The following is a 15,228-nucleotide window of genomic DNA, read 5'->3' on the forward strand; positions in this document are numbered from 1 at the left end:
TTGAACCAATCGGGCTTTTACGGCAGTTAATCTCCCACCTAACTTCTTCGCTTTCGCTGAATTTTGAGCAGGGATCTTACTGCCCGTTAATGCGGGGTAAAATAATCTTGTATCTCTGTTATACATGATTTTAAGTAAATTGTAAAAAGGATATATTGGCCAGTTTGCATATTGAATCCAAAAACCTATCATCCTGCAAAAATATCAAACGATATGTAAATGATCATAAATGACTAAATAAATTCACATAAAAATAAAACAACTTACATTTTATCACACCAAATACAAATGACTTTCTTACAATAGAATGGAATATAATGGTAGAAAACTTAACATGAGGAGGAACTCTATGGCGCGTTGTACGTATTGTAAAACGAAGTGGACAATAAAAGATGTATGGTCAATACTCGTGACATTTGAAAAAGATTGTCCGTATTGTTTCGGAAGGCAGTATCTATCAAAGAAAACATTGAACGCTATGCCAGAACTTATTAGCTTACCTTTACACTTCTTATTCCCTTTTCTTGTTGATTTAAGTGATGAAGGTCCTTTAGATTGGTATCGAAAAAAATAATATAACCACTTTATTCGAATCGACTTTTCATTACATTCTCTACTTATATATTCCTTAATACACGACTAGCATCATTCCAACTACTTTCCCTTCAAAAGTTTAATATAAAAATATTGTAAAATTTCAGTCAATTATATATAATTACTTTAGCATAAAGATTAAAGTTGCTGGTACATACGCATTTTTGAAGATCCCGTAGCTCAGCAGGGAGAGCGCCACCTTGACAGGGTGGAGGTCGTGAGTTCGAACCTCTCCGGGGTCATAAAACCTAATAGTATCAAGGCTTGAGAGGGTATTCTCAAAAGCTAAAACTGTGGAGGTCTCCATCAGACACCACAAGTTAACAGAGGACTACTTCTAGTCAGCAAACAAGCTGGCTCAGGGGTAGGCCTCTTTTTTTGTTTCCATAAAACTGAGAAAGGACTGACAAGAAAATGCTACTTAAGTTTGTATAGTAATTAAAATTATAGTTTTTACACTCTTTGAAATCAGTGAGATAACTCTTAAGACTACTGTTTATTTAACTCAGATTCCCAGTTTCATCTACAGTAATCCCCCTCAGATATCCTAATTTAACGATACTCTACTTAGTAATTCTATACAAAAAATAAAGCAAGGATTTCTCCCTGCTTCTGTTAGCTTCTTTTATTGAGAAGATTAACCACCAATATTCTTATCTGCCATTCTATACAGTTTATATCTATTTTGCCCTCTTCTTTTTTCGATTTCTAAATATTACCTCTAACACTACTACTGCGATGAATCCTACAGTTAGTTGTAAACCTGTAAACAGAAGTTTAACATTTAGAGGAATGTCAGGTGCACTCCACATTAACGCTGGAGGAATAAGGATACCAATAATTACAATAATTCTCATTACCTTCCCCATTTTTTTCTCCTATCATATCTTTAAGATTTACGTTTCTTTTTACAATTCTACTAATTTCTCACGTAGAGCCAATTCACTCTCAGTCATATACCCTCTATGCATTTCTTCCACAATCTTATCGTGATTAAAGCATAATACTTTTTCCTCACCCAAATAGCCAACTGGATAAGGAACACCTATATAATCGAACTCACGATTATCCGCTGAAGTAACCATTCTTCCAATAATCATCACAAATTGTTCTATATCTTCTAGCTTCACAACTGTTCCAATCGGTAAAAGTTTCATTTATTTATTCCCCCTTTTTTTATTGACTTTTTCCATAAGATTTATAACAAATGAGTTCCACACTAGAGAAAATCCAGTAAATATAAGAACAGCCAGCGAAATAACAATTTTATCTTTCCACGTTTCTCCATTTATCATAGCTAGTGTAATTAATAGTACCGCTGCAATACATATTACTACTTGTGTGACTCTACGCATTTTAACCCCATCCTCACTCTTCCTTCTTAAATTTAAATGCGAATCCTCCACCATAACCATTAGGTGCTGTTGCGGAAAATCCTGATTCTTCACCTGCACGGATTTTATAACCATATCCACCCAGTATGATTTCACCTTTAACATCTATATCATAGTCACCTAATACAGGGATATAATCAGGGATCTTAATCTTCGTAATTTCCGCTTCGTATACTTGTAAAGCTATCATGTTTTCACTTTTAAAAGAAAATCCCTCAATCCCCTGTACATAAGAAGCTACTCCTTGTTTGCTAGTAAGAGTTAATTCCTCCCCAAAACCTTTAGAAGAATTATATTTATAGGCTATCGTCTCTTCTGCAACAGCGCCTTCTATTTTTACCCCTATAATATTTCGTTGTAAAACATCTTCTTTAGCAGCCTCGACCGTATATGGTATGTTGAATTCTGCTGAACCTTTTAATGCTTTAAAGGTAAAGTTTGCATTATCAAATAACTCATGTTCGGCATTCATCACAGTTCCACTACCTTTAATTGACACTCTACCATCACCAAAATTCGCGTCCATACTACCTTTTAAATATTCTACATTTTTTTGGGACTTCGCCTTCGCAATCATATAATTCATTTGATCTGCTTCACGGAATTTCTTAGCAGAATGTTTGAGTTCTTCTGAAATTTTATCCAATAGATTATTAACTTCAAAAATCTTTGGTTTAGCTTCATTAAACATTTGATAGAAATTCTGACTGGTTGCACCTGTCCACTGAGACGCTATGTACTCTGTTTGATTATAAAGATCTTTGTGCATATTGTCTAAAGTTTGTTTAACATCTTGTACCAACTTAGCTGACTGATCCAAACGTTCTGGAGTAATTTTTATTAAACCCATAGGCCCTTCCCCTTTTTAATTTTCATATAGAATATTTTATATAATCTTAAAAATCAGAAGTCTTTTTCTCCTCAGGGTTATCCTTATGGCACTTGAAATTATAACTTATGCATTCGTGCTATCTCTGTAATATCATCTAGTCAGATTATACGAAATTATTTCTACTATAAATATCTACTATCGGATACGTAGACCTACCCCCACCTTATCTCTCTAGGTAAAATTAAAGAGGTAGCTTGAATTACTACCTCACGAGACACAACCATCCAGTGTGATTTGCTGGAGGAATCTCAATTCAGCATCCTCCTCAGCTCTACCCGCTCGGTATTCTAACTCACTTACCTCAGTAACATTAATCCCCTCGAGGTAGACTAACTTATCAAACCGATTACTAAACATGTGTAACACATCATTTTTACCTTGCTGGAAATGCTCCTCAGGTGCCAACTCTCTATAGTGTGCCTGTTTGTACATTTCCCCCTCAGGTTTAAACTTATAAGCAACAGCTACTTTAATATATTTGTTTATATTAGCTTCCTCTCTTTCTATTCATCTCTTTTATTTTGTTGTGCGGCTTAAAGGCTTCTCTTTTGTATTCCAGTTCACTAATCTCCTTAACAATTACACCTAGTACTTTGCCCCCTATGTGCTTATCAACTGTTTCCTGCATAGTATCTCTATACAACTATTTCGTTTTCAAACTCATTTCAATCAAAATATAACAAGCTGCTACTAGTAACGATCTATATCTGCAAATCTTGTAAACTTTGAATTTTGTTGTTTTTCTACAGTTATTTGCAAGCCTAATGTTAAAGTTAATACTGTTATCATTCTCACCTTTCTTCAAAAGGGTCTTTAAATATTTTAAAATCAAAACCCATTATGAACTTGTTTTATATATTCATAATTACGTACATAACCCAAAAAATAAAAACAACCGGTATATGCCAAAACAATTACTCTCAATGATTTAACCGACAGAACTGGTAGCAAATGATAATAACTTTCGTATTACTACATTCTATTTCATTAAAGAATTTAAAATCTTCTTTCCCAAAAGACAAAGAGCCTTGTAATATTTCTGCAAGGCTCTTTGTCTCTCAATCCGTATCCGTAGCACAAACTAACCACATTTTCTGCTCCTTACTATCTAACACCATCCAAGTAAGATCCCACGCAACATCGTAAAACCAATCTGTCCAAGGGCGATAGCTTTCGAACACTTTAATATCTTCGTATCGATCTTGGAACACATATTGACATACATTGACTGCTAATTGCTTTGCGATAACTGGTCGCTCCTTAAACCCTTCATATGCGCCGCCCCACAAAATTTGAGCGGCAATGCTACCATCAAGCATGACTGCCAGCTGCTCTTTAAAATAAAACTTATATTTTTCTGACGTATGTATTTTTAACTCTTCTAAGCTATGTATTATATCTAAAGAGTTAACGATTCTTCTAAAGAAGTGTTCATGTCCCTCTTTCGAATGTGGTATTTCTTTGAAAAAATTTTCGTTATGTACTTTAAAACAGCTTATAACCGCTCCACCAATTACGTTTTGTTCCTTAAACGTGTTTATAAGTTGCTCAACAGATGAGTCATTCGTTTCTATTTTTTCAAACGTCCCCTCTTTCCATCTCATAACGCTCACTACTCTCTATTAAAAATTTGTTTCTTCATTATAAATAGCAAAATAAAAACCAGCAACTCTAAGGTTGCTGGCTTATCTATTATTCATATTCGAAAAAACAATAACAATTGCTCCAAGTACATAATGCCCTGCTACCATCCACATACTCCGATCAAAGATCATAAGTGATAACCAAAGCGATATATTAATAGCAGCAAATAATACATATAAAATGAAGTCTCTCTTTTGTAGTGCTTCTCTATTCATCAAAATATAAATTGCACCGATTGGCGGAAGGATGAAGCAAAGGAAAAAAACAAACATTTTTCTTAACGACCATGGATATGAAGTTACTGTCTGCATATGAGTCTCCTTTTCACTTTATAGTACATGTAACATCGGTCTTACTACTCTATATTCGTCACTATCATGCTCCTTTATGGTTAAAGGTGAGTGAGGATTTTTTTCTTCTTCTATCGTTGTGAATACTTCTGCTTTTTCTTGTAATATGTTGGATTCACTGTTTTTAGTAGTTTTTTTACTCGTTTCGATTTTCTTCGTTACTTCTCCGAGCCTTTGCCCGACTTCTTCTGCTTTGACAGGTTCATTCGTAACATAGTATTCTTGATCCTTCCATACTAACATCGGTGGCACTTGTTCTCGTTTGTTACATATTATATAAGTAATACTAGCTATAAGTAGTAGGCATGTTAATAAAAAGAAGATAGTTTTTTTATTCATATACTATGCTCCCTACCTATCATTTTATTAAATTATATAATACCCATTATATGTAGTAAATGGATATAGTGGGAATTTTCGGATTTTATATCAAAAAGAAAAACCTTACTCAAGTAAGGTTCATTCTATAGTGACTGATTTATTAAAACGATCATTACGATAATCGCTATAAACATAACAACTAAACAGCCGATCATTTTATAAAAGCCTCGTTTCGTTAACGTCCCACCTTGAACGTCTTTCCGAATAAATAAGAATACGGCTAAAAATAATACAATCCCAATGCCAAAAGCATACATCATTTGCATATATTAATCTTCCTTTCTCTCTTCCATCTTAATATCTTTTCGATAAAACAACAAATGAGATAAAAACTGTACTCATCGTAAGTGCCATTAGTATGTTTAATAGTTCAACCGCAGATAGTTTAATTACGTGTAGATTTAAACCGAAAGAGAAAAGAAGGTAATATGCCGTTAGCGCAAAAAAGCTGAAGAACATTCCTTTATAACGAATGAGTTTCATTCGCTCATCTTTTTCTTTAAATTGCGGATGTAAGTAACTTAAGCAGAAACACATAATCATCATCGCAAGTACTGTATACGTTGGAGCCGGTGGTGCGGAATGCGTCATTATGCCCGCTAATATCATGGTTCCACTCATAATAAAGAAAATAATTCCCATAATTAAAAAGTACTTTTGTGAATAATTCATCCCTATTCCCCCTCTACTTTTCCTGCATAAATAAATACATGTTCTATCGTTGTCTGAAATGTTTTCGCTATTTCAAATGCTAACGGAAGTGATGGATCGTATTTTCCCTTTTCAATTGAAATAATGGTTTGTCTGGAAACTCCAAGTTTCTCAGCCAATTTTTCTTGAGATAGTCCAAATTTTTTTCGGTATTCGACCATTTTATTTTCCAAGGAAATTTCTCCCTCCTCCCTTATCTCGAGTATATATGTAAAGCAAACTTTACATCAAGTTTCCTTTACATTTATTTTGTTTATTTTTCGTTCTATTTATATAGAAGAAACTTTTTCATTTTCAGCACGTCTATTTTGAAATGAAACATGGAACACTGTAATGAACCGTTACTATATCTCCTCCTCTCTATTTTTAAAATTTAATATCTCCCTATTTGTTTTATCCTTTTAAAATATTTCATTCATCTCTTTATTCCACGAAATGCGTTATTGGTTTTACGGTGTTTTTCGTCATATTTATAGAAACTAACTGTTTATGAAGCATTTTTTATGTTTAGCAACTTTTTTTGTAGAAATCCTTCACTTTCCTTTCAATATTTAACACTATCTAAATAAAGTTTACGATAAATTCATAATTTTTTATTTTTTATACTATATTCCGTTATATTGTTGTATAATATAAATGAAAGCGCTTATTATTTCAATATACATAATTCGAACTCGTTTTTATCGAAACATTCTAATTATTATACTTATATTTACATGCAACAATTTTAGTTATTCGTGTAGGTATACCAAATATATCCACCCCATTTTTCTGTAAAATTACTTTATAACATGAAAGATTAACTTGGGTGATAAGTTATTGTGAATGTTTTTTTACAAAACAGATAAGTAATAGTGTTTGGTATTATGTAAATTATTGTAATAACATAAGAGTAAAGAAAACATTTACATTGATTATTGGTTCATCAATTATTGAAAAGAGCAAAATGCACCTTTTGTATGGAAAAAGGATTATATGCATTGGGAGGTTTAAACAAATGACGAGGAAGAATACAACGACAAACCCTTGGGCCAAGTTCCATGGTCCGAACCTTGGTTATGTTATTGAGCAGTATGATCTTTACGTAACTGGAGCAGGTTCTGTTGATCCGGAATTACAAGAGCTTTTTGAAATTTTTGGAGCTCCTTCGTTTCAAGATGATGTCGTAACAGGGGACAACACAGCAACACATTTTTCTCCTCAAAACACAGGGAACATTGAAAAAATTCTTAAAGTCGTTCAGCTTGTTGAGCAAATTCGTTCATTCGGGCATACGTTGGCTCACATCAATCCGATGGAAGATGCTGCTAATGGACAATCTCTTCTTGAGAAAGCAATGAACGAACTGAGCGATGCTGACTTGAAAGCGATTCCAGCAAAAACAGTATGGCAAGATGCACCAGAAGGTATTCACACTGCACTTGATGTAATTCATAGATTAAAAGACGTTTATACAAAATCTTTAGCTTATGAATTTTCTCATATACAAGATAGTGAAGAACGCGCGTGGTTGCATCAAATGGTGGAATCAAATTCATTGCGTCAACCACTATCAAATAAAAAACGAACTGCTCTTTTAAAACGTTTAACAGCTGTTGAAGGTTTCGAGCAATTCTTGCATAAAACATTCGTTGGGCAAAAGCGTTTCTCTATCGAGGGCGTTGATATGCTTGTACCTGTTCTAGATGAAATTGTTCTAGAAGGTGCAAAGGGCGGCGTAGAAGATGTCATGATTGGTATGGCTCACCGCGGTCGTCTAAGCGTACTTGCACACGTATTAGAAAAACCATATAGTCACATGTTTGCTGAGTTCAAACATGCAAAAATAGAAGGCGCAGTGGCAAATTCTGGCTGGACTGGCGACGTGAAATACCATTTAGGTAGAGAACAAGTCGTTAGTAACGAAGAAGTTAGCACTCGCGTTACATTAGCAAATAACCCAAGTCACCTTGAGTTCGTTAACCCTGTTGTAGAAGGTTTTGCACGTGCGGCTCAAGAGAATCGTAAAAAATCTGGTCTTCCAGAACAAGATACTTCAAAATCATTCGTAATTTTAGTTCATGGTGATGCTGCATTCCCTGGTCAAGGTATTGTATCTGAAACGTTGAACTTAAGCAGATTGAACGCGTACCAAACAGGCGGAACAATTCATGTTATCGCAAACAATGCAGTTGGTTTTACAACTGATAGCTATGATTCTCGTTCTACGAAATATTCAAGTGACCTTGCAAAAGGTTTCGATATTCCGATTGTTCACGTGAACGCTGATGATCCAGAAGCTTGTCTTGCTGCTGCTAACCTTGCGATTCAATATCGTACATTGTTCAAAAAAGACTTCTTAATCGATTTAATTGGTTACCGCCGCTACGGTCATAACGAAATGGATGACCCAGCAGTTACGCAACCACAAGTGTACAAAAAGATTAAAAATCACCCAACTGTAAGAGCGATTTATGCAGATCAATTACAAGCTGCCGGTGTTCTAAATGCAGATGAGGTTGAAACAATGACTCAGTTTATACAAGAGCAATTAAAATCTGACTATGCACAAGTACCGCCAGCTGATACGAGCGCTGCAACAATTCACGTTAAAGTGCCAGATGTTGTTGCAAAAGGCATTCAGCCAATTGATACTGGTGTTGAGATTGACTCACTTCGTGCAATTAATGAAGGTCTACTATCTTGGCCAGAAGGCTTTAACGTATATCCGAAAGTGAAGAAAATTCTTGAGCGCCGTAAAGATGCTCTTGAAGAGAACGGTAAAATTGAATGGGCACTTGCTGAGTCATTAGCATTCGCTTCTATTTTACAAGAAGGTACGCCAATTCGTTTAACTGGTCAAGATTCACAGCGTGGTACATTCGCGCACCGTCATATCGTATTACACGATACTGATACAAATGAAACATATTCACCATTACATCGCTTACCAAACATTAATGCATCCTTCTCTGTTCATAATAGTCCGTTATCAGAAGCTGCTGTTGTTGGTTACGAGTATGGTTATAACGTATTCGCTCCAGAAACTCTTGTTATGTGGGAAGCGCAATATGGTGACTTCTCAAATACTGCGCAAGCATTATTTGATCAATATGTTTCAGCAGGAAGAGCAAAATGGGGTCAAAAATCTGGTTTAGTTCTTCTATTACCGCACGGTTATGAAGGTCAAGGACCAGAGCATTCTAGTGCACGTCCAGAGCGATTCTTACAGTTAGCTGCTGAGAATAACTGGACAGTTGCAAACTTAACGAGCGCGGCACAATACTTCCATATTTTACGTCGTCAAGCATCTATCTTAGGAACAGAAGCTGTTCGACCATTAGTATTGATGACGCCAAAGAGTTTATTACGTCACCCACTTACGCTTTCAACTGCTAGTCAGTTAAGCGAAGGACGTTTCCAACCTGCTCTAGAACAAGAAAACCTTGGTACAAAACCAACTAAAGTAAAACGTCTTGTTTTAAGCACAGGTAAAATGGCGATTGACTTAGCAGCAGAAATTGAGTCTGGTAAACATGAGTATAACTTAGATGAAGTTCATGTCGTTCGTATTGAACAGCTTTACCCATTCCCCGCTGAGAAAGTTCAATCTATTATTAAACGCTTTAAAAACTTAGAAGAAATTATTTGGGTTCAAGAAGAACCTCGTAATATGGGCGCATGGCATTACATGGCTCCAATTCTGTTCGAACTTGCTGGAGATAAAGTGAAAACAGGTTATATTGGACGCCCAGATCGCTCTAGCCCATCTGGTGGCGATCCATTCGCTCACAAAGCTGAGCAAGAACTAATTGTTGCACACGCTTTAGATGTGAAATATAACTTCCGTCAAGATAAACAAGAAATTGAAGTTTTCAGCAACTGAAAGTAACAATGAAGGTTTCTAGCCTGCTCCCCGGACAGATATTCTGCCCGGGGGGCAAGCTAACAAATGGAGATTACCGAAGACAAAAGAAGAAAAAACACACCGTTAGGCAAATAAGGGGAGGACATTTAAAATGATCGAAATTAAAGTACCTGAGCTTGCAGAATCTATTACTGAAGGAACTATCTCACAATGGCTTATCAACGTAGGCGACAAAGTTGAGAAAGGTGGCAGCGTTGTTGAGCTTGAAACTGATAAAGTCAATGTAGAAATCATTGCAGAAGATTCAGGTATTGTATCGAAGTTACTAGGCGAACCTGGGGATACAGTTGAAGTTGGTGCAACTATCGCAATTTTAGATGCAAACGGAGCACCAGTTGCAGTAAGTACACCTGCACCGGCTGCTGAACAGCCAAAACAAGAAACAACTGAAGCACCGAAAGCTGCGGCACCACATGCTGAGCAAACTACAACTTTACAAGGTTTACCGAATACGAACCGTCCTATCGCATCACCAGCTGCTAGAAAAATGGCTCGTGAATTAGGTATCGACTTAAACGATGTACGTAGCACAGATCCACTTGGACGTGTGAGACCACACGATGTACAAGCTCATGCTGCGGCACCAAAAGAAGCACCAGCTGCTCCAAAAAGTCCAGCTCCTGCTCCAGTTGCAAAAACGGAATTCGAAAAACCAGTTGAGCGCGTGAAAATGTCCCGCCGCCGTCAAACAATTGCAAAACGCCTTGTAGAAGTTCAACAAACATCTGCAATGTTAACAACATTTAACGAAGTTGATATGACTGCAATCATGGAATTACGTAAAGAGCGTAAAGATGCTTTCGAGAAAAAACATGATGTACGTCTTGGTTTCATGTCATTCTTCACAAAAGCAGTTGTTGCAGCATTAAAACAATTCCCATTATTAAATGCTGAAATTCAAGGCGACGAGCTTATCATAAAAAAATTCTATGATATCGGTATTGCAGTAGCAGCTCCAGATGGATTAGTTGTTCCAGTTGTACGCGATGCTAACCAATTGAACTTCGCTGAAATTGAAAGCGAGATTCGTAATTTAGGTATGAAAGCACGCGATAACAAACTTTCATTAAAAGAGTTACAAGGTGGTACATTCACAATTACAAACGGTGGTGTATTCGGTTCTCTAATGTCAACACCAATCCTAAATAGCCCACAAGTAGGTATTCTAGGAATGCATAAAATCCAAGTACGTCCAGTTGCGATTGATAACGAGCGTATGGAAAACCGTCCGATGATGTACCTTGCACTATCTTACGATCACCGTATTGTTGATGGTAAAGAAGCAGTTAGCTTCCTTGTTGCTGTTAAAGATATGCTTGAAGATCCAAAATCATTATTATTAGAAGGTTGATAGATTAATAATCTATTAAAGGCTGTAGAATGAATTATTCTACAGCCTTTTTTTATTGCATTCATACGGGACAAATTTCATAACATAAGCTAATAATGTATGCCTAAAACGTAAGGAGGATTAAAATGAATAACCTTCCAATTGATGCAAAACTTAAAGCCAATAAGGATACTTTTTTCCTTCCCGACTCAAACGGGGGTGTCTATTTTCGAAATAATGCCAGTTCATTTCGTATGGACGGTGATGGAATTTACAACTGGATTGAAAAATTAATGCCAATGTTTAACGGGAATTATTCTTTAGCAGAAATAACCGATGGTCTCCCTCTCCCCTATCAAAATCGTGTATTTGAAATTGGAGAGATTTTATATGAAAATGGTTTCGTTCGGGATGTAAGTCAAGATGCACCTCATGCATTAAATAGCGCATTACTTGATAGATACGCTTCACAAATTGAATTTTTAGAAGCTGATTCTCATTCAGGCGCTCTAAAATTCGAAACGTATCGCGCGGCAAACGTCCTTATAATTGGTTCTGGAGATATGCTTACTTCCTTAGTTTCTTCTTTATTAGAATCAGGATTACCTACCTTTCATTACCTTGTTACAGATTATGAGGAAACAAATTACGATCGCATTCATGAGCTAGTAGAACTTGCACATGAAGTTGATGATCATGTCCTTGTTCAGGAAATAGATACGACAATTGATCGTCCCCTGCATGAAGTGTTCGAGCCTTTCGACTGGATTTTGTATGTTTCTCAAAATGGAGATATTGAAGGCCTAAGAGCAGTTCACACGATTTGTAGAGAAGTAGGAAAGAACTTCATACCTGCCGTCTGTTTATCAGCACTTGGTATAGCCGGCCCTATCGTAATAGCTAATCGTGAAGAATGCTGGGAATCCGCATGGCATCGGCTACATGAAACGACTTTACAAAATGAACATTCATCAGCATCATTTTCACCACTTCCATCTGCAATGTTAGCAAATATAATCGTATTTGAATTACTTAAACATGTCGCTGATGATTCTTACCGGGAAAAAGAACCACAATTCTTTTTATTAAATTACGAAACACTCGAAGGAGCATGGCATCCTTTTATAAAACATCCTCTCGCAACTGATGAAAGTTTTACAATTGATACGATAGAAAACCTTTCTGAACAACTTGAGCAGCGTTCCAACCAACATACCTCAACTGATTTATTCCGCTTTTTCGACTCATTAACTTCTAAAGAAGCTGGTTTATTCCATGTATGGGATGAACAAGATTCATATCAATTACCGTTATCACAATGCCATATTCAAGTAGCTACTCCACTATCAGATGGCCCTGCTTCCCTCCTGCCTCTTATGACTTGTGGTGGTTTAACTCATAATGAAGCGCGCCGAGAAGCTGGTTTAGCAGGAATTGAAACATATGTAGCGGAAATTATGCACCGCCTTATTCCTGAACATAATGATATCGGTATTGGCGCTGGAGAAACGATGACAGAAGGTGTATACCGGGCGCTACAACAACATTTAAATAATAAATTGTATGAGCGGCAGTCACATATGCTAGAAGAAATTACGACGATTGATTTAACTGAAATTCATGATAAACATTGTAGATTTTATTACGATGCTCTCTCTACAATTCATGAAACACCTAAAATAGCAGTAAGCGAAGAGATTCTCAGCTTCCCTGTCGTTTGGGTCGGTATAAATGATCGCTGGTACGGTGCATCTAATATTAATATGACGTTAGCCTTACGAAACGCACTACAACTATCACTTCTTCATATTCAAAATGAAGAGACTCCTTACAGAGCTAATATCTTGCCTGAATCCTCTATTATTTTATATGACACGGATTCTTTTAGAGTGGAAATACAAGCGGAAGAAGAAGTTCCAGGTGTGCAATCTGTGCGGCTTGCCTTGCAACATTTAGAAGAACATAATTTTTATCCATTCGTGTTTGATTTAGCCATTGAATCATTTTTGAAAGAAAACTTAGATGGTGTGTACGGTGTATTAATTGCAAAGGAGGACAGTCTATGACTCAAAATATATTGCTTATAGGAGATGGCTTACTTGCAAACTATGCACATGATCAACTATGCAAACAATATTCTATCATTCGCCAACATAGCCTTACAGAAGAACTCCCTGAAAATATTCATCTCGCTCTCGTATTACATGATGGCTCTCCTTCTACTATTCATCATGATGCCGAGCTAATGTTTCGGTCAAATCATATTCCATGGCTACGTGCATTCACTTCATTTGGTGAAGGTATTATCGGTCCTTACATTCATCCTCTTGCAACTGGCTGTTCCAACTGCTCTGATGGACGCCGCTTTATCGCCGGCTTTGATCAACAAGAAATGTGGGAACTACAGCGGAAATATACGTTAAAGGCAGATAATGTAACAAGGCGTGATGTACGTGCCACCCAAAATGGTATGTTACAAATGTGCCATCTTATTCGTGCAGAAACAGAGAAAATATTAAATCATAGCCATTCTTCTTTAGAAAATGAACTCATTTTACTAAACTTACAAACACTGCAATGTACACGGCATTCTTTTCTTCCCGATCCGCTCTGCCCTGTATGTAGCAATTTGCCTGATGATACGGCGGATGCAGCAGCGATTTCGTTACAACCGAGCTTAAAAGCAAGCGAAGCAGCATATCGCTGTCGTTCCATTCATGAACTAAACACATTTTTAACGAGAGATTATTTAGATTATCGCGTCGGTATGTTAAACGGAAAAATGCAGCACTCTTTATTACCATTTGCTGACGTTATTATAAACATGCCATTAATGTTTGGAAATGAAGGTGTTGCAGGCCGAACTCATTCATTTGCAATAAGTGAAGCGACTGCTATTTTAGAAGGTTTAGAACGATATTGTGGTATGTCACCTCGAGGAAAAAAGACAAATGTACACGGCAGTTTTCATGAGTTAGAGGATCATGCACTTAATCCCCTCTTACTCGGTGTACATACAAATGAACATTATAATCGTAATAGTTTTCCGTTTAAACCGTTTGATCCTGACTATGAACAAAACTGGGTATGGGGCTATTCTTTATTACAAAACCGACCACTTTTAGTTCCTGAATCAATTGCTTATTATAGTCTCGGTCATCGAGATGCTTTCGTGTATGAAACATCAAATGGATGTGCAATTGGTGGTAGTTTAGAAGAAGCAATTTTTCACGGCATTTTAGAAATTGTAGAGCGTGACGCCTTTTTGCTCACTTGGTATGCCGAATTACCTCTCCCCCGCCTTGATCTTAGTTCAGCAAATGATACGGAATTACAATTAATGATTCAGCGACTGTACACGATTACTGGGTATGAGTTACATGCTTTTAACGCAACGATGGAACACGGTATCCCAAGCTTATGGGTAATTGCGAAAAATACGCGTGAAAATGGAATGAACGTTGTTTGTGCGGGAGGCTCTCATTTAGATCCTGTCCGTGCTTTAAAGAGTGCCATCCATGAAATAGCTGGCATGTTACTAATAGCAGACGATGAACTCGAACAAAAAAGAGAGCACTACGAAAACTGCTTACACGATCCTTATCTCGTTAATAAAATGGAAGACCATAGTATGCTGTACGGATTGCAAGAAGCAGAAGAACGGCTTCACTTCCTTTTACGTGACGATGCCCCTGTGCAATCGTTCCAAGAAATGAATGCATTACAATCAGTTAATATAGATTTAACATCCGATCTTCATCAACTTTTAAACCGTCTGCAGCAATCTGGACTTGAAGTAATCGTTGTAGATCAAACAGTACCTCTTATAGAAAAAAACGGATTACATTGTGTAAAAGTCATTATTCCAGGCATGCTCCCGATGACGTTCGGTCACCATCTCACTCGGGTTACAGGACTAGATAGAGTGTATACTGTACCGATGACACTTGGATATAGCGCTGAGCCTTTAACGAATGCACAATTAAATCCACATCCGCATCCGTTTCCATAGTAAAGGAGGGGAT

The 15,228-nt window shown here is 36.8% G+C and carries 15 protein-coding genes and 1 tRNA gene; 6 read left to right on the forward strand and 10 right to left on the reverse strand.

Annotation, left to right across the window (positions count from 1 at the left end):
* Nucleotides 1–349 precede the first annotated feature (349 nt).
* Nucleotides 350–574 (forward strand): hypothetical protein, encoded by a 225-nt coding sequence (locus tag ILS93_RS14185; RefSeq protein WP_063260295.1) that lies wholly within the window; start codon nt 350–352, stop codon nt 572–574.
* 189 nt (nt 575–763) lie between these two features.
* A tRNA-Val gene (locus ILS93_RS14190) sits at nt 764–836 on the forward strand.
* A 438-nt stretch (nt 837–1,274) separates the two neighbouring features.
* On the opposite strand, the gene ILS93_RS14195 is transcribed toward ILS93_RS14190, so the two are convergent.
* The 10 genes from ILS93_RS14195 to ILS93_RS14240 form a co-directional block, all read right to left on the reverse strand.
* Nucleotides 1,275–1,463 carry a hypothetical protein gene (locus ILS93_RS14195; protein ID WP_064476759.1) on the reverse strand — a complete coding sequence of 63 codons (189 nt, stop codon included), beginning with the start codon at nt 1,461–1,463 and terminating at the stop codon, nt 1,275–1,277.
* A 39-nt stretch (nt 1,464–1,502) separates the two neighbouring features.
* The gene (locus tag ILS93_RS14200) at nt 1,503–1,751 is read right to left on the reverse strand and encodes a DUF4176 domain-containing protein (protein ID WP_098101843.1); all 249 of its coding nucleotides are present in this window, start codon (nt 1,749–1,751) and stop codon (nt 1,503–1,505) included.
* The gene (locus ILS93_RS14205; RefSeq protein WP_001255351.1) at nt 1,752–1,949 is read right to left on the reverse strand and encodes a hypothetical protein; all 198 of its coding nucleotides are present in this window, start codon (nt 1,947–1,949) and stop codon (nt 1,752–1,754) included. It lies immediately after the preceding gene.
* 13 nt (nt 1,950–1,962) lie between these two features.
* Nucleotides 1,963–2,838 carry a WXG100 family type VII secretion target gene (locus ILS93_RS14210; protein ID WP_222660723.1) on the reverse strand — a complete coding sequence of 292 codons (876 nt, stop codon included), beginning with the start codon at nt 2,836–2,838 and terminating at the stop codon, nt 1,963–1,965.
* A gap of 1,100 nt (nt 2,839–3,938) precedes the next feature.
* Nucleotides 3,939–4,484: a hypothetical protein gene (locus ILS93_RS14215; RefSeq protein WP_222660725.1), complete on the reverse strand. Its 546-nt coding sequence runs from the start codon at nt 4,482–4,484 to the stop codon at nt 3,939–3,941.
* A gap of 81 nt (nt 4,485–4,565) precedes the next feature.
* Nucleotides 4,566–4,835, reverse strand: coding sequence for a hypothetical protein (locus ILS93_RS14220; RefSeq protein WP_222660727.1), 270 nt, complete (start codon nt 4,833–4,835; stop codon nt 4,566–4,568).
* Nucleotides 4,836–4,853: 18 nt separating this feature from the next.
* Nucleotides 4,854–5,213 (reverse strand): hypothetical protein, encoded by a 360-nt coding sequence (locus ILS93_RS14225; protein WP_222660729.1) that lies wholly within the window; start codon nt 5,211–5,213, stop codon nt 4,854–4,856.
* 125 nt (nt 5,214–5,338) lie between these two features.
* Nucleotides 5,339–5,521 (reverse strand): DUF3976 domain-containing protein, encoded by a 183-nt coding sequence (locus tag ILS93_RS14230; protein ID WP_064476764.1) that lies wholly within the window; start codon nt 5,519–5,521, stop codon nt 5,339–5,341.
* Between the two features lie 28 nt (nt 5,522–5,549).
* On the reverse strand, nt 5,550–5,927 hold the full coding sequence (locus tag ILS93_RS14235; RefSeq protein ID WP_222660731.1) for a permease: 378 nt from the start codon (nt 5,925–5,927) through the stop codon (nt 5,550–5,552).
* 2 nt (nt 5,928–5,929) lie between these two features.
* Complete coding sequence (locus tag ILS93_RS14240; RefSeq protein WP_064476766.1) at nt 5,930–6,139, reverse strand: helix-turn-helix transcriptional regulator; 210 nt, start codon at nt 6,137–6,139, stop codon at nt 5,930–5,932.
* 824 nt (nt 6,140–6,963) lie between these two features.
* On the opposite strand from ILS93_RS14240, the gene odhA reads away from it, so the two are divergent.
* The 4 genes from odhA to ILS93_RS14260 all read left to right on the forward strand — a co-directional run bounded on the left by odhA (nt 6,964) and on the right by ILS93_RS14260 (nt 15,215).
* Nucleotides 6,964–9,831 carry a 2-oxoglutarate dehydrogenase E1 component gene (gene odhA / locus ILS93_RS14245; RefSeq protein WP_098275482.1) on the forward strand — a complete coding sequence of 956 codons (2,868 nt, stop codon included), beginning with the start codon at nt 6,964–6,966 and terminating at the stop codon, nt 9,829–9,831.
* Between the two features lie 133 nt (nt 9,832–9,964).
* Complete coding sequence (odhB, locus tag ILS93_RS14250) at nt 9,965–11,224, forward strand: 2-oxoglutarate dehydrogenase complex dihydrolipoyllysine-residue succinyltransferase (protein ID WP_222660733.1); 1,260 nt, start codon at nt 9,965–9,967, stop codon at nt 11,222–11,224.
* 125 nt (nt 11,225–11,349) lie between these two features.
* Nucleotides 11,350–13,269, forward strand: a complete 1,920-nt coding sequence (locus ILS93_RS14255; RefSeq protein WP_098101837.1) for a putative thiazole-containing bacteriocin maturation protein — start codon at nt 11,350–11,352, stop codon at nt 13,267–13,269.
* Nucleotides 13,266–15,215 (forward strand): TOMM precursor leader peptide-binding protein, encoded by a 1,950-nt coding sequence (locus ILS93_RS14260; RefSeq protein WP_098101835.1) that lies wholly within the window; start codon nt 13,266–13,268, stop codon nt 15,213–15,215. Before ILS93_RS14255 ends, ILS93_RS14260 begins: the two co-directional genes overlap by 4 nt.
* Nucleotides 15,216–15,228 lie beyond the last annotated feature (13 nt).

Origin of the sequence: Bacillus sp. 16GRE42 (genome assembly GCF_019837435.1) — a bacterium.
Taxonomy (GTDB): Bacteria; Bacillota; Bacilli; order Bacillales; family Bacillaceae_G; genus Bacillus_A; species Bacillus_A wiedmannii.

Bases quoted from the DNA above. Each gene is read 5' to 3' on its own strand.
- ILS93_RS14195 (WP_064476759.1), bottom strand. From the start codon at position 1,463: ATGGGGAAGGTAATGAGAATTATTGTAATTATTGGTATCCTTATTCCT.
- ILS93_RS14225 (WP_222660729.1), bottom strand. From the start codon at position 5,213: ATGAATAAAAAAACTATCTTCTTTTTATTAACATGCCTACTACTTATA.
- odhA (WP_098275482.1), top strand. From the start codon at position 6,964: ATGACGAGGAAGAATACAACGACAAACCCTTGGGCCAAGTTCCATGGT.
- ILS93_RS14260 (WP_098101835.1), top strand. From the start codon at position 13,266: ATGACTCAAAATATATTGCTTATAGGAGATGGCTTACTTGCAAACTAT.
- odhB (WP_222660733.1), top strand. From the start codon at position 9,965: ATGATCGAAATTAAAGTACCTGAGCTTGCAGAATCTATTACTGAAGGA.
- ILS93_RS14210 (WP_222660723.1), bottom strand. From the start codon at position 2,838: ATGGGTTTAATAAAAATTACTCCAGAACGTTTGGATCAGTCAGCTAAG.
- ILS93_RS14230 (WP_064476764.1), bottom strand. From the start codon at position 5,521: ATGCAAATGATGTATGCTTTTGGCATTGGGATTGTATTATTTTTAGCC.
- ILS93_RS14200 (WP_098101843.1), bottom strand. From the start codon at position 1,751: ATGAAACTTTTACCGATTGGAACAGTTGTGAAGCTAGAAGATATAGAA.
- ILS93_RS14235 (WP_222660731.1), bottom strand. From the start codon at position 5,927: ATGAATTATTCACAAAAGTACTTTTTAATTATGGGAATTATTTTCTTT.
- ILS93_RS14255 (WP_098101837.1), top strand. From the start codon at position 11,350: ATGAATAACCTTCCAATTGATGCAAAACTTAAAGCCAATAAGGATACT.
- ILS93_RS14185 (WP_063260295.1), top strand. From the start codon at position 350: ATGGCGCGTTGTACGTATTGTAAAACGAAGTGGACAATAAAAGATGTA.
- ILS93_RS14215 (WP_222660725.1), bottom strand. From the start codon at position 4,484: ATGAGATGGAAAGAGGGGACGTTTGAAAAAATAGAAACGAATGACTCA.
- ILS93_RS14220 (WP_222660727.1), bottom strand. From the start codon at position 4,835: ATGCAGACAGTAACTTCATATCCATGGTCGTTAAGAAAAATGTTTGTT.
- ILS93_RS14205 (WP_001255351.1), bottom strand. From the start codon at position 1,949: ATGCGTAGAGTCACACAAGTAGTAATATGTATTGCAGCGGTACTATTA.